Source organism: Glycomyces sp. NPDC047010 (assembly GCF_040644205.1).
GTDB lineage: Bacteria > Actinomycetota > Actinomycetes > Mycobacteriales > Micromonosporaceae > Glycomyces.
Window position 1 is genome coordinate 132105 of record NZ_JBEYVY010000008.1, and the last position, 19662, is coordinate 151766.

The window sequence follows — 19662 nt, forward strand, 5'->3', positions numbered from 1 at the left end:
TTTAGGCGTCCGAACCCCAGTCGGCGCGGGCGGCGCGGCGGCGCATGAGCACCATCGCGACGACGCCGGCGACCAGGACCGCACCGCCGATGGAGGCGATGTAGGTCAGGCTGGTGCCGGTGACCGGCAGCTGCGGCTTCGGCGACTCGGAGGGCGTCTCGACGACGTCGAGGTTGAACTCCAGCTCGGCCGCGTACTCCGAGGTGTGCTCCTCGGCGAGGATCAGGCGCTGGCCGACGACGTCGGCGCCTTCGGCGTCGACGGGCACGAAGGTGCGCCCGGCCGGCGTGGTCCAGGTGATCGAGTCGGTGACGAGCGTGACGCTCGCGTTGGCCGCCTCGTCGAACTGGACGTAGAAGGTCTGGCCGTCGACGAAGGTGGAGACCTCGTCGCCGTTCTCGTCGACGATGGTGGCGCCCTCGGGCTGGCTGAAGGTCAGCTCGTCGAAGTTGGTGGAGACGGTGAACGGGCCGACCTTGGCGCCGTCGGTGACGGCCGCGGAGTCGTCGACCTCGAAGTAGGGCTCGAAGTCGGGCTCGTCGACGGGCTCGGCGATCTCCAGGAGGTAGTCGTGGACCGCGAGGACCGCGGTGTCGACACCGGCCTCACCCTCGGTGGGGTCGGAGGCGTTGATCGCGAAGCCGTCGGTCAGCTCCCAGATGGCGGCCTGGGTGCCGGCGTAGGCGACCTCGTCCTGGGTGAACGGGTCGATGGTCTCGCCGTCGACGCCGGCGGCGGCCAGCAGGTCGGCGGCGTTGTTGCCGTTGTAGCCCTCAAGGAGGACGCCGAGCACGTACGGCAGGGCGGCCGGGTCGTCGAGGGCGATGTCGTCCCAGGGGCGCTCGGCGTGGATCAGGTCGCTTTCGAGACCGACCTCGATCTGGATGCAGTAGACGGTGCGGGCTTCGCCGTCACCGAGGTCGATGCCCATGACGACGGCCTGCGGGTTCTGGTTCCCGTGCAGGCGGATGCCGTCGGACTCGAACACGATGGTCCCGGACGCACCCGACGGGGTGGGTTCCTCGTCTTGCGCTTGGGCTGCGGCGACACCGCTGAGGCCGAGCATGACGCCCGCCGCAGCGGCGAGCGTCCCTTTCAGGGCTTTGCTCATCATTCGTAGAAGTCCCTTTGCTTTTCCGAGGGATTGACGCGTTGGAATGTTCCTTCCGACACGTTAGCGGCCGCCCGCCGGTTGCATCAGGGGGCCGGGGATCGCTGAGCTGGGGACCTGTTGCGAGGCAACGAAAGCGGCGCGACCTGGGAGAGGCGCGCCACTATAACGATTCGGTATCGACTCACCCTGTGCGATCAGGACGGTGACGGGGGGCGACCAGCGGGGCCGGTGTGGCGCGCGCGAGCGGCCGGAACCGGGGCGGATCGCTTGCCCCGGTTCCGGCCTCATCATGCGCCGGGCGGAAGAAGAGCCGAGGAGCGCGCCCGGCCGGACCGGGTCGACGTGGTCCGGATCGCTCCTGCGGCAGCGGACGGGTCTGGGGGACCGCCCGCGTCCCTGGTGCTTAGTGCGCCGTGGCCTTGCGGCGCTTGGCGAACACGGTGACCGTGAGGCCGCCGACGAGCAGCGCCAGCCCGGCCGCGAACGCGACGGTGAGGCTGGTGCCGGTCTTGGGGAGCTGCGCGCCTCCGGCCTCGGAGGGCCGGTCGGTGGGGGCGTCGAGGGCGAAGCGCCATTCGGCGGGGACCTCGCCTTCGCGCGGCTGCGCGAGGATCAGCTTCTGCGAGTCGCCGGAGATCACCCGGTTCGCGGCGTCGCCCGAGAGGGACGCCTCGGTGGTCGCGAGGAACACCCGGCCCACCGGCAGGTCGTATGCGGCGGTGCCGGTCACGGTGATCTCGCTGCTGTTGTCGTCGAGGGCGATCCAGAACTGCTCGCCGTCGTCCAGGGAGTCCGCGATGTCGCCGTTCTCCTTCTCCAGGCGGCCGCCGTCGGCTTCGAGCGCGACGGGGCCGGCGTTGGACCGCACCGTGTACGGGCCGAAGCGCCCGTCCACGTAGGCGGCGTCCTCCTCGCCTTCGAGGTCCACGATGTACTCCGAGGGGTCGGGCACGCGCCCGGGCTCCTCGGTGAGGTGCTCGTAGATCGCGAGGACCGCTTCGTCCTCGCCGTTGTTGCCGCCCTTGACCGGGTTGTCCTCCAACAGGTCCCAGCCGTCGGTGAAGTGCCAGACGGCGGCCTGCGTGCCCGCGTACGCGACTTTCACGGTCTGCTCGTCGGACCAGTCGGGGTTGACCTCGCCGCCGGAGCCCTCGATGAGGTCTTCGGCGCCGACGTTCGGGTACCCGTTGAACAGGACCCACCGCACCGCTTCGAGGTTCGCGACGCCCGACTCCTCCCAGAAGCCCTCCTCGTAGGGGGACTCGGTGTCGAGCGGGGTGCGGATGTCGATGCAGTAGACGGTGTACGTCTCCTCGGTGCCGTGCGGGGTGAGCCCGAGGACGTTGGCCCACACGTCGTACCGGTCGTCGTCGAGGTTCCCCCGCAGCTCCAGGCCCGGCTCGGCGACGGGGTCGCCGGTGATCGGCGCAGGCTCCTCCTGCGCGAAGACGGGCCCGCCGGTGAGGACGGCGGCCATGGCCGCCGCGGCGGCGAGCGGAGTGCGGATCGTCTTGAGTCTCATCGTGATTCGGTCCTCCTGGGAGTGGACGTGAGGTGTGGGGCCGCGGCGCCCGTCACGAAGGGAAACGAGGCCCCTGCGCGAACGGGCGCGGCCACTCCACCGAACGATGTGGAGAATCCTCCGAAAGTACGAGGACGAATCAGGGCAGGCGCCGCTCGCGGCACTCCCGCAACACGCAAGCAGGGGCCGGAGCACCCCGCGGCGCGCTCTATAGTCGGAGTCATGCCGATCTCGAAAGCCGCCGCTCGCGGCATCACCGACGAATTCGCCCGGCGGAGGGGCCCCAAGACCGGGCTGGTCGTGGGCGCGTCCTGGGGGAACCCGGTGCTGACGGCCGCGCTCGAAGCGCTCATGCCCAAGGACAGGCTCACCGTCGTCGCCGACCGGTCCTCCATTGAGGACCTCCGCGCGTCGCTGGCCGCCGAGGGCTCCTGGACCGCCGGGAACGTCACCGCCGTCGCCGACCTCGGCGACGCCGAGCCCGCCGAGGAGGTCATGCTCGCCGAGGCCGTGACCGTCGAGGCCGAGGCGTTCATCGACCGGATCGCCCTGCTGCGCGAGAAGGTCGCCCCCGGCGGGGTCCTGTCCTTCGCCGCCACCCTCACCGCGCCCGCGCGCGAGGAGATCGCCGAACTGGTCGCCGACTACGGCATCGGCACCGACCTCATCGTCCGGTCCCTCCCGCCCGTGCGCATCCACAAGCTCCGCATCGGCTCCGCGTCCGAGCACGACGGCGCGCCGCGGGCCGTCGCCCCCGCCGAGGACCTCGCCCCCGCCTGGCGCGCGTCCTCGGTCGCGCTCACCCCGAGCACCCACATCGACTCCAACGGCGTCATCGCCGCCGGACTCCTCCTCGGGACCGCCTGGGCCGCGAAGAAGATCAGGCCCTCCTCGAAGGCGTGGGTCCTGCCCGCGCTCGCCGCCGTCCCCGTCGCCGCGTTCTTCCGCGACCCCGTGCGCGACGCGGACCTGCGCGGCGAGGACGACGAGCCCGAAGCCGTGCTGGCCGCCTCCGACGGCCGCATCATGGCCGTCGAGACCGTCGTGGACGAGCGCTTCGGCGCCGCCACCGGCAGCGCGGGCGCCGAGTGGCTGCGCATCGCCGCGTACCTGTCGATCACCGACGTGCACATCAACCGCTCGCCCGTCGCGGGCGAGGTCGTCGACGTGTTCACCGAGCGCGGCGGCTACGCGAAGGTCTCCGCGCCCGAGGCCGAGCACAACGCCGCCTGCTACACCGTCGTCGCGACCCGCCGCGGCCGCGTCGTCGTCGCCCAGCGCACCGGCGCGGTCCTGCGCCGCATCGTCAACCGCACCAAGCCCGGCGCCTCGCTCGCCAAGGGCGAGCGCTACGGCCTCATCAGGTTCGGCTCCCGCACCGACGTGTACCTCCCCGCCGGAGCAGCCGAAGCCGCGGTCGTCCCCGGCGACCCGGTCAGGGCCGGAGAGACCGTGATCGCCCGCTGGCGCTAAGCCTGGGCAGCGAGGTTCTTGAGGTCCACGACCTGGAGCGCGTCCTCGACGGCCGCCGACAGCGGCAGGTCGTCGAGGGCCTCGGCGTCCCACCAGCGCGACTCGCTCGTGGAACCGCCCGCGGCCTCCACGACCACGGCCGCCGAAGGATCGGGGACGGTGGCCGAGTAGATCGCGCGCACCCCGTGCCAATCGAGGGGGTACCCCTCGGGGCCGATGGCGCGGCGGTGCCTGAACGACGTGACGTTGAGCAGCCCGCCGACCAGGGCCTCCTGGCCGGTCTCCTCGTAGATCTCCCGCGCGACCGCGGCCTTCGGGGACTCCCCGAAGTCCACGCCGCCGCCGGGCAGGTGCCAGGTCCCGCCGCCGGGGTAGCCCTCGGCGATGCGGGCGAGCAGGATGCGGCCGTCCACGTCCGCGACGACCCCGTACGCGCCGAAGCGCTGGCCGCGGCGGCGACGCCCCTTCTTCGCCTTCGCGGGCGGGACGGGGCGGGTCTCCTGCGGGGCCTTGTCGACGCGCCCGGCGAGCCGGTCGTCGGCGAGCCCGAGGGCCGCCGAGACGAACGGCGAGTGGGGTTCGGCGGCCGCACGCGACGGCTCGACCCACTCCGCCGTCTCACCGGCACTGTGCTCTAGAACGACGCCCTCAGCAGGCCCGCCCTTGACGTCGGCGGCGTAGACGATCGCGTTGGTGTGGACCCCGCGGCGGGCGACCGCCACGGCCTCCAGGGGACGCCCCACGACCACCTCGTAGCCGGTGTGCTCGGCGAGGAGCCGCCCGGCGGCCCGCTTCGGCGGCTCGCCGTGGTCGACGACCCCGCCCGGCAGGTGCCACGGCCCCGCTTCCCTGCCCGCGCGCTTCCGGCGCGTCAGCAGGACCCGGCCGTTCTCGTCACGTACCTCCCCGTACGCAGCTATCCGGAATTGCATCCCTCAACTGTACGGCGTGTTCACGTGGCGACTACTCCCATTCGATCGTGCCCGGGGGCTTCGAGGTGACATCGAGCACGACGCGGTTGACGTCGGCGACCTCGTTGGTGATCCGGGTGGAGATCTTCGCGAGCAGCTCGTAGGGCAGGCGCGACCAGTCGGCGGTCATGGCGTCCTCGGAGGAGACCGGGCGCAGCACGACCGGGTGCCCGTAGGTGCGGCCGTCGCCCTGGACGCCCACGCTGCGCACGTCCGCGAGGAGCACCACCGGGAACTGCCACACGGACCGGTCCAGGCCCGCGGCGGTCAGCTCGGCGCGCGCGATCGCGTCTGCGGCCTTGAGCAGGTCCAGGCGCTCCTTCGTGACCTCGCCGACGATGCGGATGCCCAGGCCGGGGCCGGGGAACGGGTGGCGCCAGATCATCGCCTCGGGCAGGCCCAGCTCCAGGCCGATCGCCCGGACCTCGTCCTTGAAGAGGGTCCGCAGCGGCTCCACCAGCGCGAACTGGAGGTCGTCGGGGAGCCCGCCCACGTTGTGGTGGCTCTTGATGTTCGCGGTGCCGGTGCCGCCGCCGGACTCGACCACGTCCGGGTACAGGGTGCCCTGCACGAGGAAGTCGATGCCCTGCTCCTCGGCGAGCCCGCGGGCCGCGGCCTCGAAGGTGCGGATGAACTCGCGGCCGATGATCTTCCGCTTCTCCTCGGGGTCCGTGACGCCCTTGAGGGCGGTGAGGAACTGCTCCGAGACGTCCACGGTGCGCACGTCGATGCCGGTGAGCTGCGCGTAGTCCTTCTCGACCTGCTCGGCCTCGCCGGCGCGCAGCAGCCCGTGGTCCACGAACACGCACGTCAGCTGGTCGCCGACGGCCCGGTGCACGAGCGCCGCCGCGACGGAGGAGTCCACGCCGCCCGAGAGCGCGCACAGGACCCGCTTGTCGCCGACCTGCTCGCGGATGGCCGCGACCTGCTCGTCGATGATCGCCGAGTTCGTCCAGTTCGGCTTGATGCCCGCGATGTCGTGCAGGAAGTGCCGGATCACGGCCTGGCCGTGCGGGGTGTGCGCGACCTCCGGGTGGTACTGGACGCCCGCGAGGCGCGACTCCAGGTTCTCGAACGCCGCCACCGGCGCGCCGCCGGTGCGCGCGACCACGTCGAAGCCCGCGGGGGCCTCGGTCACGGAGTCGCCGTGGCTCATCCACACCGACTGGTGCTCGGGGAGCCCGTCGAGGAGCTTCGAGGCGCACAGCACGTCCAGCTCGGTCCCGCCGTACTCCGACAGGCCGGTCTTCGCGACCGTCCCGCCCAGGGCCTTCGCCATCGCCTGGAACCCGTAGCAGATCCCCAGCACCGGCACCCCGGCCGCGAACAGCGCCGGGTCCACCTGCGGGGCGCCTTCGGCGTACACGCTCGAAGGGCCGCCGGACAGGATGATCGCGGCGGGCTCCTTCGCGAGCATCTCCTCCGCGGGCATGGAGGACGGGACGATCTCCGAGTAGACGTGGGCCTCCCGGACGCGGCGAGCGATGAGCTGCGCGTATTGGGCCCCGAAGTCGACCACCAGCACCGTTTGTCGCATGCCACCAGCGTAACCGGTCGTCGTCCTCACACCCGTAGGCGCCGCTACGCTTTTGACGTGCTCAACAACCCGGGCGTGGACGAGTCGGTCCGCCGGGTCGGCGACGACCTCAAGTCGTGGACCCCTGGCGAGGCCGCGCCGGTCCTCGCCGTGCGCGCGGCCTGCGGGATCGCCGTCGCCATGGCCGCCGTCGCGTTCCTCGACCACCCCGGCTGGGGCCAGGCCGCGATCATGGGCGCCTGGCTCGGCGGGGTCGCCCTGCTCACCCCCGGGACGCGGACGGGGCCGTCGCTGCCGCTGCTCGTCGGGTTCGCCGGGTCGCTCGGGGTCGTCCTGGGCGCCATCCACAACCCGGTCCTGCTGGTGGCCGCCGCCGCGGCGTACGCGTTCACGCTCACGTTCACCGGCTCGGTGACGCACGTCGCGGGCGTGACGTTCACCGTCTCCGGCATCATGTTCTTCCTCGCCGAGCACATCACCGCCGGGACGACGCCGCTCATCGCGGCGGCCGCGGTCCTCGCGGGCGGGCTCCTCCAGGCGCTCATGGCGCTCCTGCCGCCCTATTTCCGGTGGGCCGAGGACCGGCGGACCCTCGCCGAAGCATGGCTCGCGCTCGCCGCCGAGGCCGAGACCCTCGCCTCGGACCCGGACGCGCCCTTCGACACCGAGGCCCTCCACGAGGCCGCCCGCGAACTCGACCGGCGCCGGGTCCTGCCCGCGGCGATCCTCGACGCACGCCGCCAGATCTACGCCGTCTCGGCCGCGATCGGCCGCACCGCCTCCGCGCGCGCCCGCGCCGACGCCCAGGACCGCGACACCGTCGCGTTCTACTCCGAGGCCCTGGAGATGGCCGCGCGGCTCCTCACCCACTTCGCCGACCGGATCACCGCCCGCCGCCCCGCGGACCTCGACTGGGACGACCTCCTCGCCGGGCTCTCCCAGAACCCCATGGCGACGTCCACCGGCACGATGCCCACCGAGATCGGCGGGCTCCTGCGCACCCTCCACGAGACCGGCGGGTTCGCCGAGCGCATCACCTCCGGCGGCGACTCGGTCGTCGCCGACCCCGCGCTCGCCCACGCCACATCCACCGTCCGCCAGGCCGCCGGGCAGCTTCGGGCCCGGCTCCACCGCCGCGACCCGGTCGTCCACCACGCGCTGCGCCGCGCCGGGGTCATCGCGCTCGCCATGACGATCGGACTGCTCTGGCCCACCGGCCACGGCTACTGGATCCCCTTGACGGCGTGGCTGGTCCTGCAAGCGGACTTCTCGGGGACGCTCACCCGCGGCGTCACCCGCGCGGCCGGGACCACCGGCGGCGTCGTCCTCGCCTCGCTCCTCGGGCTCCTGATCCCGCAGGGGCAGGTGTGGATCAGCCTGACGATCCTCACGTACGCGCTCCTCGCCTACCTGGTGCGCCCGGTGTCGATGCTCGTGTTCACGGCCGCGGTCTCCGGGTTCACGGTGTTCCAGATCGACCTCACCGGCGAGAACCCGCTGTCCGCGGCCCTCGACCGCGGCGCCTGCACCCTCGTGGGCGCGGCGCTCGCGATCGGCTTCTACGTGCTGGTCCCGACCTGGCAGACGCGCCGCCTCGGCGACCTCCTCGGGGACCTCGTGGACGCCTACCGCGACTACGCGCGCCTGGTCCTGGACCGCCAGGCCCACCCGGACGACTACGACCGCAAGACGATGCACGCCGCGATCGACCAGGTGCGGGCCCGCCGGGCCGCGCTCACGCAGGCCGCGGACCAGGCGAAGGCCGAGCCGATCGGCGGCCCGGGGCCCATGTCGGGGGACGTGCTCGGCGCGGAGGCGGCGCTGTCGCGGGCCGCGCGGGCCCTGGTCGCGGTGAACGCGACGCTCGCCCGCGGCGAGGAGGCGCCGGGCCTGGCCTGCGTCGACGAGTTCGCGGATGCACTGGACGCCGCCTACATGCGGCTGGCGGCCCTCGCACGGAACGCGGCGCCGCCGCGGGGCGTGGACCTGAGCGACGCCACCGCGCGGCTCGACAGGGCCCTGGGGGCGATCGAGGACCGCGGGACGCGCACGCGGCGCAACGTGCTCCGCTGGGAATCGGACAACCTGGTGGACGCGCTGGACGACGCCGCGCACGTCATGACCGGCTGGGTCGACTAGAAGAGGGCGGCGCGGGCCGTCGCGACGGCTGCCTCTGTTCTTTCCCTGTGCGCGTCGCTGAGCGGTTCGAGTTCGATGAGGTCCACGCCCACCACCTGGAGCTGGTCGGGCAGGTGGAGGTCGTTGGGGAGGCGCGGGACGGGGCGGCGGGGCCGGTCCTCCGCGTCGGCGGCGATGTCGGCGATCTCCTGCACGAGGGCGTGCATCGCGTCGGCCCGCGGAGACCAGCGAGCGGGCGACCAGTGGCGCGTGCCTTCGACGACGCGCCCGATCGCCCGCTCGATGTCGGAGCTCACTGCCGCTAGTCGCCCTGGAAGTAGGACAGGAGGCGCAGCAGGTTCCAGTACAGGAAGATGAGGCCCGCGGTGAGGCCGAAGGCCCCGGCCCACGCGTATTTCTTCGGGGCGCCGTTGTTCGCCGAGTACTCGATCATGTCGAAGTCGAGGATGAACGAGAACGCGGCCCACAGGGTGATGCCGATCGCGATGATCCACTGGAGGGTGTTGGCGTTGCCGTCGTTCGCGAACAGGCCGAGGTCGAGGCCGAAGAGGCTCGCGACCAGGTTGACCATCGACAGCGCGAAGATGCCGATGCCCGCGCCGACCATGACCTTGACGAACACCGGCGAGGCTTTGAGGATGCGGAACTTGTACAGCGCCAGCATGGCGCCGAACACGAGGATCGTCGCGAGCAGCGCGTTGACCACGATGCCGGGCCACTGCTGCTCGAAGATCGCCGAGACGCCTCCGAGGAGGAGGCCCTGTCCGATGCCGTATGCGAACGCCACGAAGGGGTTCGTGATCGGCTTGAACATGGAGAAGATGATGACGCCGAGGCCGACGACCCCGCCGACCGTCATGAGCAACCCGGCCGTGCCCAAGGACGAGGCGTCGCCGCTGCCGACCATGCCGTACGTGAGGAGTGCGGCCACGAAGGTCGCGGCGACGAGGGCGACGGTGCGGATGATGACGTCGTCGATCCGCATGGTCTCGACCTGCGGCGCCTGGGTCATCTGTCCGTAAGGCCCGTACGCGGCACCCATGTGCTGCTCGTTGTACTGGGTCTTCACCATGTTCCGTAGGGATGAGTTCCTGCTCTGGATTGCCATGACCTGCGGTCCTCCGTCGAATGTTCAGGGTGGTACCAGACTATCCGGTACTTGCTGGGAATACGAGAAGCGGCGGGGGCATTCCGCCCCCGCCACCTGTGAATCTCTTCAGGAACTACGAGACGACCGTGATGCGGCCGAGCTCGGGCGCCTCCAGGGGCGCGGCCTGGGTGCCGTACTCGGCGATGTAGTCCTCGAACGCGTCGACGTCGAGCTCGCCGAAGAGGCGGTTCTCGCCCTCGGCGAACGCGGCGAAGGAGTCGCCGCCGTCGGCGAGGAAGGAGTTGACCGTCACGCGGTAGACCTGGTCGGCGACGATCGCCTCACCGTTGAGGGTGAGCGAGTCGGCGACGATCTGGTCGGTGCCGGTCTTGGTCTTGTCCCATGTGTACGTGAAGCCCTCCGACACCTGGAGGACCAGGGTCGTGGAGCGGCCTTCGCTCGGCAGCTGCTGCTGGAGCGCTTCGAGGATCTGCGCGCCGGTCAGGTCGAGGGTGACCACGTAGTTCGCGAACGGCTGCACGGTGAACACCTCGCCGTAGGTCGCCTCCCCCGGCGTCCCCTGCGAGTAGAGGAGGTCGGCTCTGACGCCGCCGGGGTTCATGAACGCGATCTCCGCGCCCCCGGTGTCGGCGCCCGCGGTGTTCCACAGCTGCGCGTCGGCGATGAGGCTCCCGAGCGGGAACTCCTCGGCCCTGGTGGCGCCGCGCTTGATGTCCTCGGCGATGTAGCCGACGACGCGGTTCCCGGCCTCGGCCGCGAGCGGGCCGTACTCCTCCAGGATCTCGGTCTGGTCCTCGTCGGCGTCGACGTCGCGGGTGACGACGGTGTTGGAGCCGACGACGGTGGACCGGACGATGTCCTTGGTGCGCTTGTCGTAGGTCGCGTCGATCTCGGTGAACACGCGGCCGTAGTTGGACGCGGAGGTGACCAGGCGGGGGTTGCCGTTCGGGTCGTCCACGGAGCAGACGTACTCCTGGTGGGTGTGGCCGGAGACGATGACGTCGACGAGGGGGGTCATGGTCTCGGCGATGTCGACGATCGGGCCGGACATGCCGGTGGAGGTGCCGTCGGCGGACTCGCAGTCGTGGCCGGTGTCCTCGGCGACGGGCACGCCGCCTTCGTGGAGGAGGACGACGATCGCGTTGACGCCCTTGCGCTTGAGCTCGCGGGCGTACTTGTTGGCGGTCTCGGTCTCGTCCTTGAAGACGAGGCCCTCGATGCCGGACTTGGAGACGATGTCGCCGGTGCCTTCGAGGGTCATGCCGATGAAGCCGACCTTGACGCCGCCGCCGAAGTTCTTGATCCAGTACGGGTCGAGCACGGGCCGGCCGGTGTTCTCGTCGACGACGTTCGCGCCGAGGTAGGGGAAGTCGGCGCCCTCGAAGTCGTCGTCGCCCTCGATGATCCGGTTGAGCTCCTCGTACCCGGCGTCGAACTCGTGGTTGCCGACGGAGGAGACCTCGACGCCCATGGCGTTGAGGGACTCGATGGTGGGCTCGTCGTCGAAGACGGCGGACATGAAGGGGCTGGCGCCGATGAGGTCGCCGGCGGCCACGGTGGTGGAGTAGCGCTCGCCTTCGCGGGCCTGCTCCAGGTGGGTGGCGAGGTACTCGGCGCCGCCGACGGGCTCGGTGTGGCCGGGCCAGGTCAGGCTGGAGGCGGCCTCGATGTTGCCGTGGAAGTCGTTGATGGCCAGCAGCTGGAGGTCGACCTCGCGGCCGTGGCCGTTCCCGTGGCCGGGCCCGAAGGACCAGGCGCCGACCGCGAGCGTGGTCGCCGCGAGGGCGAGTGCTCCTGCCGCCGCGACGGCGCGGCGTTTGAAGTTGAACATGGCTCTCCGTACGGATGGGGGGTCGATGGGCAGGGCAGACACCCCAGATCCAATCATGGGACGATTGCCCGCGAGTCAACGCAGCATAACGGCTCGGCGAAGGCCGGGCAACGTAGCACGCGGTCACCGTCCGCACACCCTCACTCCCGGGATTTGGGATTATTTGGTTTCCTTGGGGCCCAACGGTTCGTTACCGCCACGTAACCGGCTTTGGTCCACATTGCTGACCCTTGCCCCATGAGACTCGCGTTGCTACAGTCACTGCGAGAACATTTCGCATATACAGCTTGTCACTTGGTGGGGACCACCGCACCACGTGCGGACATCGACGAGCGCACGCCCACAGGGGGGTTACCCGTTGACGACCGGCTACTTCACGACCGAAGAGCATGACACCCTCAGAGCCCGGGTGCGGGACTTCGCAGAGAGCGAAGTCCGACCGCACATCCCCGAAATGGAATCCACGAAGACCGTCCACACCGAGCTGTCCCGGCGCATCGCGGCGCAAGGATGGCTCGGCGTCACCGTGCCCGCCGAGTACGGCGGCATGGGCATGGGCCACTTGGCGAAGACCGTCATCATCGAGGAGCTCGCCCGCGTGTCCGGCGCGATGGGCGCGATGGTGCAGGCGTCCCAGCTGGGAGTCGCCAAGATCCTCCACTTCGGATCCGACGTGCAGAAGAAGACCTGGCTCCCCAAGGTCGCCGACGGGTCCTGCCTCCCCACCATCGCCGTCACCGAGACCGCCTCCGGCGGCCACGTCCTCGGCATGCGCGCCAGGGCCGTCCGCGACGGCGACGACTACATCCTCAACGGCCACAAGGTCTTCGTCGGCAACAGCCACGTCGGCGACCTGCACGGCGTGGTCGTCCGCACCGGCCTGGGACCGAAAGGGCTGACGGCTTTCCTGGTGGAAGCCGACCGGCCCGGGTTCGCGGTCGCACCGCAGCAGACCACGATGGGGCTCCACGGCTTCTCCTTCGGGGAGCTGCTGTTCGAGAACTGCCGGGTCCCCGCCGCCAACCGGCTCGGCGACGAGGGGGACGGCCTCGCCGTCGCCTACTCCTCGTCGATCCTCTACGGGCGCGCGAACCTCACCGCCGTCGCGCTCGGCATCCACCAGGCCATCCTGGAGGAGACCGTCGCCTACGCGACGGAGCGGGAGCTGTACGGCAAGCCCATCGCCGAACTCGACAACATCAAGCAGAAGATCGGGCAGATCACCTCGCGGCTCATGACCGCCCGCATCACTGCCTACCACGCCGCGGACCTGCTCGACCAGGGCAAGCCCTGCGACATCGAGCTGATGAACGCCAAGCTCGTCAACGTCGAGTCCGCACTCGACTCGGCGCGCGAGGCCATGGAGATCCACGCGGGCATCGGCCTCACCACCGAACGCCCGATCGAAAGGTTCCTCCGGGACGCGTACCACATATACGCCCCGGCGGGGACTTCCGACGTGCAGCGGCTGCGATTGGCCGAGGCCGCGATGGGACGGACCAAGGGCCAGTGGTCCGAGCGCATCGCGGCCGGGGCGGTCAAGGTCGGTAGTTAGCGTTCACCTTCCGGAGGGATCGGCCGGACGGCGAACGAAAAAGAGGAGGCAGCTTCGGCTGCCTCCTCTTCTCTGTTGCCCTACCCCTGGAGGGGGTTGTCGCCCCCGTACGGGTCGCGCTCCAGCGCGTTGCGCTCGCGGATGCGGTCCATCACCTTGGCGGCCATGCCCTTGATGATGTCCAGGCCCGGACGGCCCCAGTCGTGCGTCTCGGTGTCCACCACGCACACCGTCCCCAGGGTGTTCCCCTCGTCGTCGATGAGCGGCGCGCCCAGGTACGAGCGGATGCCGATCTTGTCGACCACCGGGTTCCCCGCGAACCGCGGGTAGTCGCACACGTCGCCGAGCACGAGCGCCTTGCCGCGGACCACCACGTGCGGGCAGTACCCGTGGTCGCGGTCCATCTCGCGGCCCACCTCGACCGCCTCCCCCGCGCCCGCGATCGCCTGGTTCCCGGCGTCCTCGTCCGGGGCGGCGAGGCCCGCGAAGTACTGGCGGTCCTCGTCGATGAAGTTCACCATCGCGTACGGCGCGCCCGTGAGCTGCGTCAGCTCCTTGGCGAGCTCGTCGAACTCGGGGTCCGGCAGGTCGCCGATCCCCAACTGGCGCAGGCGTTTGACCCGTTCGGGCGCGCCCGGGTCGTCGGGCGTGATCGTGAGACGGAACTCGTTCTCGGACATGGACATTGCAGGCTCCTTTACCGGACGCTCGAAGCAGCGGCCGACATCAGGTGCTTCGTCAGAGTGACCAGCACCAAGGTTGCGGAACGTGGATCGCGTGCGTCGCAGCAGACGATCGGGATATTCGGTTTGAGGTCCAGAGCGGCCCTGACTTCGTCCGGCTCGTAGTGGAACCCGGTCTCGAACTCGTTCACCGCCACGATGAACTGCGTCCCCCGCCGCTCGAAGAAGTCGAGCGCCGGGAAGCAGTCCTCCAGGCGGCGCGTGTCCGCGAGGACCACCGCGCCGAACGCCCCGTCCGACAGCTCGTTCCACATGAACCAGAACCGGTCCTGCCCGGGGGTGCCGAACAGGTACAGGATGTGCTGCGGGTCGAGCGTGATCCGGCCGAAGTCCAAGGCGACCGTGGTGGTCGTCTTGTCCCCCACGCCCGTGAGGTCGTCCGTCCCGATCGAGGCCGTGGTGATGGTCTCCTCGGTGCTCAGCGGCTCGATCTCCGAGACCGCTCCTACGAAGGTGGTCTTGCCGACCCCGAAGCCCCCGGCGACGAGCAGCTTGATGGCGGTGGGCAGGACTGGTTGTTGTGCGGGCGCTCGGTCAGAGTCGCCGTTGTAGGCCATTGAGGAGTGCCTCCAATACGGTTCTGTCAGTGGGATCGACGGCGGGGTCGGGGGCGTGGGCGGTCACGGCCCCGCAGTCCACGAGATCGGACAGCAGGACCTTGATGACCATGGCGGGCAGCCGCAGGTGGGCCGAGACCTCCGCGACCGAGATGGGCTCCCGGCACAGGATCAGCGCCTCGGCGTGCTCGGCCTCCAGCTGCGAGGGACGCAGCTGGCCGGTGGCGCGGACCAGGGACAAGAGGTCCAGCTTCGCCGTGGGTGCGGTGCGCCCGTTGCTGACGGTGTACGGCCGGACCAGCGGGCCCGCGTCCTCGTCGAGCAGTGGCCGGTGCTCGGAGTCGCCCATCAGCTCACCATTTCGCCGCTCGGTCTCCGGACGGGTGTCTCCAGGTACGGACGCACGCTCTTGACGAGGATCGACATCTCGTACCCGAGCACCCCCGCGTCCGCCTCCCGCCCGGCCGCCACGGCCAGGACCGCGCCCTGGCCCGCGGTCGACACGAACAGCAGCGTGTCGTCCAGCTCCGCGACCACCTGCCGCACCCCGCCCGCGGACCCGAACTGGGCCCCCGCGCTGCGCGCCAGCGAGAACATCCCCGACGCGATCGCCGAGAGCTGGTCGGCCTGGTCCGTGCCCATGCCGTGGAACGCCTTCTTGATGCCGTCCGAGGACAGCAGCAGTGCGCTGCGCGTGTGCGGGACCTTCCTGATGAGGCCCGCCAGCAGCCAGCTCAGATCCGTGTGGGCGCCTGCCTCGTCGCCTGCCATTAGAACTCCTCATTCCTGTACGGAGAAGAAACGGAATCGTTGGGGATCTGCGGACTCCCGTCCGCGCGCTGCTGGCCCTGCTGGAACGCCGCCATGAGCCCGGGGTCGTGCCCCGCGTCCGAACCCCGCGCCGACCGCACCGGGTCGTCCCGCAGCTGCGGGGCCAGGTGGGACTGCTTGGTGCGCTTGGGAAGGACGGGACGGCCGTCGGGGCCGTACGAGGGCTCCTGATATGCGGGGGCGTCGTACTGCGGGGTGTCGAACGACGGCCCCTCGATCGCCTGCATCTCCGCGGTCACCGGCAGGGCACCGGTGTCCACCGCGACGCTCACCGGCGTGTAAGCCGGGGCCGCATCCATCCGCGGCTGCGGCATCGGGGCGCTCCGCGGAGTCGCCCCCGCCGACGGGAGCGGACGCAGCTGCACCGAGGGCAGCTGCGGCGGCGTCTGCGAACCGGGCTGGCGCACCGGCATCGCCTGCGGCGCGGCCGGGATCTCCCGCGGCGCCGGCGCCTTCGGCGCCGGCGGCGTGTCGTCGCCGAGGAGTTCCTCGGGGACCACCAGGACCGCCTGCGTGCCGCCGAAGATGTTCGACTGCAACTGGACCGTCAGCGTGTGCCGGCGGGCCAGCGACGAGACCACGTACAGGCCGATGCGGCCGTCCGCGAGCAGCTCGTCCAGGTCGACACGGTCCGGCGTCGCCAGCATCGTGTTGTACCGGTTCCGCTCGTGGTTCTCCATGCCCAGCCCGCGGTCCTCGACCTCGACGGCGAGACCGGTCCGGACCCGCTGAACCCGGATGAGCACCTGCGTGCCCGGGGCCGAGAACGTCGTCGCGTTCTCCACGAGTTCGGCGACCAGGTGGATGATGTCCGCGACCGCGTGGCCCTTGAGCGTCCCCTCGATGGGGCGCACCAGCTTCACGCGGGCGTACTGCTCCACCTCGGCGACGGCCGAGCGGAGCGCCTCGTACACGTTGACCGGACGCGACCACTGCCGGTGCGAGGTCGCCCCGCCGAGGACCGCCAGGTTCTCGGCGTGGCGGCGGATGCGCGTGGCGAGGTGGTCGACCGAGAACAGGCCCTTCAGCAGGTCCGGGTCCTCGACCTGGTTCTCCAGCTCGTCCAGCTGCTCGATCTCCCTGTGTACCAGGGATTGCAGGCGGCGGGCCAGGTTCACGAAGATGCCCACGCGCGAATGCACGTCGACCGCGTCGATCGGGCCCGACGTGACCATCTGCTGGGGCATCCGGGCCGGGACCTGCGGCTGCTGTTGCTGTTGCGGAGGTGTCGGGCGGACGCCTCTGGCCGCCACTGCCTCGGCGGCCGCGCGCAGGTGCCTCGCCTCGGACGCGAGGAGGCGCAGGGCCTCCTCGGTGGAGGCGGCGCTGGCGCCGGGGTTGGGGAGGGGGACGGACCAGCGCTGCTCCTGGGGGAGTTCGCGCTGGAGGTCGTCCAGGATCTGCCAGACCTTGTAATGGGTCTCCACCGTGGAGCGGCGGACGGTCTGGACCTGGCGGGTGATGTCGGATTCGGCCCTCGACGCCGCGGCGGACGCGAAGTACGCGACCACCGCGATCAGCACGAGTGCCGAGCCGAGCACGGCCGGGACCATCCATGAAGGACGGTCCGCGGCATCGGTGGCCGCGAACACGACCGCCGCACCCGCACCGAGGAACGCTGCTGCGGTCAACGGCAGCAGCGCGATGCGCATCAAACGGGGTTTGAGTTCCGGGGCGCCGGCGTCTTCGCCGGAGAAGCCTTGGGGCGCTGGCCCGGAGGGTTGAAAAGTATGAGTTGTGGACCGAGGTGTTTCGGGCATCGCCATCCTCACGACACTGGCCTATCGGCTTCCGCGATACCGGGAAGTGACAAAGTCGTTGCAGCAGAAGGGAAGGCATTAGCCCCCACCGGCTTGCTCGACAGAATGGTATCAGCGCTCGCCTCCCTGGATAGCACGGCGGCCCTGTGCAGTCAACCTGCCGATGCATTTGGCCCAGATGGCGAAACACGCCGTTCACAGTGCCGGGCGGGCAGGTCAGGGGTTGTTTGATCGCAGAGAGTCACCGGTTCCGCAGGAGCGCCGCGGCCTCACCCGTTCGGGCGGAACGCGTGGCTTGCTCGCGAATGCGAGGAACGACACCCCGGGACCGGACGGTCCCGTACCGTCCGATCCCGTTGGCCGACAGGACGAGGGCTGTGCCCGGTGCCCGAGACGGGACTTGAACCCGCAAGTCTCCCGACGGCCGGTTTTAAGCCGACTGTGTCTACCAGATTCCACCACTCGGGCCCGTATGCTGCCACGCTATCGGCTTCCAGGGGGTCCACGGGGGCGCTGGTTTACGGGTATACCGCTCCTACCTGCGGAGACGGCGAAGTGTCAGCATCCCGACACAAGGTGGGATTTTCCCAGGCGGGGGGTGGTCGGGTTTGCGGTTGAGTGTCCATAAGGTTCAATTGGCGGCGACAAAGAGGTGAGCGGGTTTTCTTGTCGCACTTGGGCTTTGGGGTGCGGTGGGGTTGGGGCGGGGCGGATCTCTTAAGTCTACTTAGTACTAATGTTCACCCGAATGAGTGATGACACCAGCCTCACTACCTGTCACTATTGAACTACCGCACCAGAAGTCACAACAGGAGAGGAGGAGATCAGATGTCCGCAGCCGTAATCGACCAAGACCGCGAAGCCTCTCTTCTCCACTCCGACATCGAGTCTCTGGCTTCTCAGGCCCGCGCTCTTGAGGCCGCGGCACTCAGGGCGGTCATCGCCTACACCTCGGCGGGCTTGCACAAGACCCGGGACGGGTTCTCGGGCATCCGCGACTGGATCATGGAGACCTACTCCTTCAACTCCTCCAGTGCCGGGCAGATGGCCTCGATCGCACGCCTCGCCCCCAAGTTCAAGCACCTGGCGGAGGCGGCGACTTCTGGGACCGCCAGCCTTGACTCCATTGCGTATGCCATGCGGCGCATCGAGAGGGAAGGGCTGGCCCTCCACTGCCGGGTTCCCTACCCTGAGCCGGTCGAGTCCCCCTACTCCCCCTCGCTGTGCCGCACTCCCGAGGAGCTGATCCGGGAGTACTGCACCCACGCGGTCCGCTCCGAACTGGCCGAGCACTTCGATCGGATCTGCGCAGAGCTGTTCGACCGGCAGTCGATGCTCGATGAGCTGAGCCAGCAGACCCTTGCGTGGCTGGAAGTCACTGAGCGCCCTGATGGCATGTGGGACTTGGACGGTCGCCTCACCGGTGACACGGGGAAGCTCCTGAGCAATGCACTCCGCACCGCGGTCCCCCCGCCCCGCCAGGACCAGGCCGATGACGACGGCCTGCTCCCCCGGGCCTCGGGCCGGAACGCCGAGGCCCTGCACCAGATGGTGGCGGCCTACGGCACCGACCCCGAGGCCCCCAAGCGGCACGGGCACACCGCGACCCTGAACCTTCTCTGCGACATCGAGACGCTCAACGGCGCCGCCACGGGCCGCCTCCCGATCCTCGACGGCCGCCCGGTCTCGGTCTCCAAGGCCCGCCACCTCGCTTGCGAAGCCGGCGTCCTCCCCGCGGTCTTCGACTTCAAGACCGGCGAGGCCCTCGAACTGGGCCGGGAGAAGCGCCTCCCCAACACGGCCCTCCGCCACAAGCTGGAACTCGAACAGTCGACCGGTTGCGCCTGGTCCGGCTGCCGAGCCCTGGTCAGCTGGACCGAAGCCCATCACATCACCCACTGGGCAGATGGCGGAGAGACAAATGCGGACAACTTGATCCTCCTCTGTCGATTCCATCACGGCCGCATACACACTGGCAATTGGGAAGTGACCAAGACAGGTCCCGGCAAGGCAAGCATCGTTCACCTCAACGGAGTCACCGACCAGGAGTGGGAAGCAGATCCCCTCAAGGCCCTCCCAAATGGACACGATCCGGGCGAATGGTCTCCACGCTATAAGAGGGAGCTGAGCGACCTCGCCCTCTGGTACGCCCAGAAGCAGATGCAGGCCGCCATGGTCAAAGCCCGAGCCCGATTCAAAGCCCGGTCGGGCTGACCCCGGCGGGTCCGGCAGGCCCGCCCGGGGCCTTCACCATGCCCGGCCTCGCCCGGGTACCCCATCAGGCCCCATGACCCAAGTCCCGGCCCCGCCCGCCCCTCCACCTCTTTGTCGCTGCCTCAAGACCCGCACCGGAATGGACTCCAAGGTCTGTCGGATACCTGACTCTTTGCGGCGCTGGACAGCCGAGCCCATGCGAGCAGAGGGCCGATTCGCGCCTGGCAACCTGGAGAGCGTGAGAAATCGGTAGTGGATTTTGCCCGCTTCGATTCTCCCGCAATGAACTCCACGCATTTGGTGA

The 19662-nt window shown here is 70.1% G+C and carries 16 protein-coding genes and 1 tRNA gene; 4 read left to right on the forward strand and 13 right to left on the reverse strand.

Annotation, left to right across the window (positions count from 1 at the left end; translation table 11 throughout):
- Position 1: 1 nt before the first annotated feature.
- A complete protein-coding gene (locus AB0A65_RS17720; RefSeq protein WP_359952375.1) occupies positions 2–1114 on the reverse strand; it encodes a Cys-Gln thioester bond-forming surface protein in 1113 nt (370 codons plus the stop codon).
- Between the two features lie 403 nt (positions 1115–1517).
- The gene (locus AB0A65_RS17725) at positions 1518–2636 is read right to left on the reverse strand and encodes a Cys-Gln thioester bond-forming surface protein (protein ID WP_359952376.1); all 1119 of its coding nucleotides are present in this window, start codon (positions 2634–2636) and stop codon (positions 1518–1520) included.
- A gap of 222 nt (positions 2637–2858) precedes the next feature.
- On the opposite strand from AB0A65_RS17725, the gene AB0A65_RS17730 reads away from it, so the two are divergent.
- Positions 2859–4109 (forward strand): phosphatidylserine decarboxylase, encoded by a 1251-nt coding sequence (locus tag AB0A65_RS17730; RefSeq protein ID WP_359952378.1) that lies wholly within the window; start codon positions 2859–2861, stop codon positions 4107–4109.
- Here AB0A65_RS17730 and AB0A65_RS17735 read toward each other — a convergent pair.
- The gene (locus AB0A65_RS17735; RefSeq protein WP_359952379.1) at positions 4106–5041 is read right to left on the reverse strand and encodes an NUDIX hydrolase; all 936 of its coding nucleotides are present in this window, start codon (positions 5039–5041) and stop codon (positions 4106–4108) included. The genes AB0A65_RS17730 and AB0A65_RS17735 overlap by 4 nt on opposite strands.
- A 31-nt stretch (positions 5042–5072) precedes the next feature.
- Positions 5073–6617, reverse strand: a complete 1545-nt coding sequence (gene guaA, locus AB0A65_RS17740) for a glutamine-hydrolyzing GMP synthase (protein ID WP_359952381.1) — start codon at positions 6615–6617, stop codon at positions 5073–5075.
- Positions 6618–6674: 57 nt separating this feature from the next.
- On the opposite strand from guaA, the gene AB0A65_RS17745 reads away from it, so the two are divergent.
- A complete protein-coding gene (locus AB0A65_RS17745) occupies positions 6675–8756 on the forward strand; it encodes an FUSC family protein (RefSeq protein ID WP_359952383.1) in 2082 nt (693 codons plus the stop codon).
- Here AB0A65_RS17745 and AB0A65_RS17750 read toward each other — a convergent pair.
- The 3 genes from AB0A65_RS17750 to AB0A65_RS17760 form a co-directional block, all read right to left on the reverse strand.
- Positions 8753–9028 carry a hypothetical protein gene (locus AB0A65_RS17750; protein ID WP_359952611.1) on the reverse strand — a complete coding sequence of 92 codons (276 nt, stop codon included), beginning with the start codon at positions 9026–9028 and terminating at the stop codon, positions 8753–8755. The genes AB0A65_RS17745 and AB0A65_RS17750 overlap by 4 nt on opposite strands.
- A gap of 29 nt (positions 9029–9057) precedes the next feature.
- The gene (locus tag AB0A65_RS17755; protein WP_359952385.1) at positions 9058–9828 is read right to left on the reverse strand and encodes a Bax inhibitor-1/YccA family protein; all 771 of its coding nucleotides are present in this window, start codon (positions 9826–9828) and stop codon (positions 9058–9060) included.
- Between the two features lie 151 nt (positions 9829–9979).
- The gene (locus AB0A65_RS17760; protein WP_359952387.1) at positions 9980–11698 is read right to left on the reverse strand and encodes a 5'-nucleotidase C-terminal domain-containing protein; all 1719 of its coding nucleotides are present in this window, start codon (positions 11696–11698) and stop codon (positions 9980–9982) included.
- Positions 11699–12056: 358 nt separating this feature from the next.
- On the opposite strand from AB0A65_RS17760, the gene AB0A65_RS17765 reads away from it, so the two are divergent.
- Complete coding sequence (locus tag AB0A65_RS17765) at positions 12057–13253, forward strand: acyl-CoA dehydrogenase family protein (RefSeq protein WP_359952389.1); 1197 nt, start codon at positions 12057–12059, stop codon at positions 13251–13253.
- A gap of 80 nt (positions 13254–13333) precedes the next feature.
- Here the strand turns inward: AB0A65_RS17765 and AB0A65_RS17770 are convergent, their stop codons facing one another.
- From AB0A65_RS17770 to AB0A65_RS17795, 6 genes are all read right to left on the reverse strand, one after another.
- Positions 13334–13939 (reverse strand): GAF domain-containing protein, encoded by a 606-nt coding sequence (locus AB0A65_RS17770; RefSeq protein WP_359952391.1) that lies wholly within the window; start codon positions 13937–13939, stop codon positions 13334–13336.
- An 11-nt stretch (positions 13940–13950) separates the two neighbouring features.
- A complete protein-coding gene (locus AB0A65_RS17775; protein WP_359952392.1) occupies positions 13951–14553 on the reverse strand; it encodes an ATP/GTP-binding protein in 603 nt (200 codons plus the stop codon).
- A complete protein-coding gene (locus AB0A65_RS17780) occupies positions 14531–14902 on the reverse strand; it encodes a DUF742 domain-containing protein (RefSeq protein ID WP_359952394.1) in 372 nt (123 codons plus the stop codon). The genes AB0A65_RS17775 and AB0A65_RS17780 overlap by 23 nt, the downstream gene beginning before the upstream one ends.
- The gene (locus tag AB0A65_RS17785) at positions 14902–15324 is read right to left on the reverse strand and encodes a roadblock/LC7 domain-containing protein (protein ID WP_125247703.1); all 423 of its coding nucleotides are present in this window, start codon (positions 15322–15324) and stop codon (positions 14902–14904) included. The genes AB0A65_RS17780 and AB0A65_RS17785 overlap by 1 nt, the downstream gene beginning before the upstream one ends.
- Positions 15324–17036, reverse strand: coding sequence for an ATP-binding protein (locus AB0A65_RS17790; protein ID WP_359952396.1), 1713 nt, complete (start codon positions 17034–17036; stop codon positions 15324–15326). The genes AB0A65_RS17785 and AB0A65_RS17790 overlap by 1 nt, the downstream gene beginning before the upstream one ends.
- A 493-nt stretch (positions 17037–17529) precedes the next feature.
- Positions 17530–17612, reverse strand: a tRNA-Leu gene (locus AB0A65_RS17795).
- Between the two features lie 360 nt (positions 17613–17972).
- Between AB0A65_RS17795 and AB0A65_RS17800 the strand changes: the two genes are divergently transcribed.
- Positions 17973–19358 carry a DUF222 domain-containing protein gene (locus AB0A65_RS17800; RefSeq protein WP_359952398.1) on the forward strand — a complete coding sequence of 462 codons (1386 nt, stop codon included), beginning with the start codon at positions 17973–17975 and terminating at the stop codon, positions 19356–19358.
- Positions 19359–19662: the final 304 nt, after the last annotated feature.